At 38.8% G+C, this 1162-nt stretch carries 2 protein-coding genes; both read right to left on the bottom strand.

Annotated elements, in window-relative coordinates:
• The coding region (locus AC1DWN_RS34130) for a hypothetical protein (protein ID WP_477563245.1) at nucleotides 1–715 on the bottom strand (715 nt) is incomplete at its 3' end.
• A gap of 185 nt (nucleotides 716–900) precedes the next feature.
• Nucleotides 901–1162: orotate phosphoribosyltransferase (locus tag AC1DWN_RS34125; protein WP_477563244.1), on the bottom strand; the 262-nt coding region annotated here is incomplete at its 5' end.

The raw sequence follows: 1162 nt of genomic DNA, 5'->3' as shown, positions 1-1162 counted from the left end.
CCGTTAAATCCCCTTCGGTTACACGCTGCATCTTACTAACAACACTTCTGACAGTTCTCATTATTTGTCGAATTGTAAATAGTGTTGTGCTGATTATTAACAAGGAAACGACGATGATACCGGTAAAAATACTAAGTTGTGTTTGATTTAACTTATCTTGTATCTCTCTAATTTTGCTTTTGGCGTATGCATCGACATTTTGACCAACTTCATCGATTCCTGATCTGCCCACCTGAAAATTATTATCCATTTCTTTATTTCTAAATACCGAACTACCATCGGATGCTGCTTTCGAAGCTGCTGCCGACCAAAAATTAAAATTAGCTTTAACCTCAATTAATATATTACCGATCTTTCGCTCAGACTCTCCAAACGCTAGGTCTTGGAGCTGCTTCTTACTTATTATTGTCTGTGCTTCTGAGATTCTCTCATCTACTTGCTTAATATTGTTCGCTAATTCTTCCCGAGCAGCTTTTGCTTCCGCTTGATCCAGCGTTCCYGATTCCACCTTCAGAAAGGCCATATATGCCTGATACATATCTCTGTCGGCATTTAATATAAGGGTATTAACTTCATTGGACGTCTCATAAATTTCATCGGACATCTCATTAAATGTAGAATTATTTTCGCCAATCAAAAACAATCCCGTGAACAAATAAAAGCCTAGTGGTATTAAAGCAAGTAACGCCAGCCTCACTCGTAATGATAAATTCATTAATTTTTCCCGCCCCTCAGTTTATAGAAACCCCTACACTCTGTATATCGGAAATCTATAGGTAAAACGAAAGATACCCCACTTAATATCACAAAAAAATTTGTCGAATCCTGTCTTATTTCCGCAGAAAAAAAGCACATTCACCATTGTCGGCAAACGTGCTCTCGTACAATATTGTAAATCAATTAATTTCCGAACGATTGTGGATTGCTTCTCCAAGCTTGCAAAGCTGYAACATCCTCAGGATCAACTTTACCCAGCTCTACAGCCGTTTCAATAAGTGAACTATAATTGGATAATGTTTGAAGAGGAACCTGTTCCGAAGCGAATGCTTGTACAGCTTGATCAAATTCATAGGTAAATATCGCAAGTACGGCTAAAACTTCTGCTCCGGCTTCACGAACGGCAAGTGCAGCTTTCAGCGAACTTCCGCCTGTTGATATCAAG

This window comes from Paenibacillus sp. P4_A7 (assembly GCF_056402455.1).
This window is presented reverse-complemented; position numbering and strand designations above follow the sequence as displayed.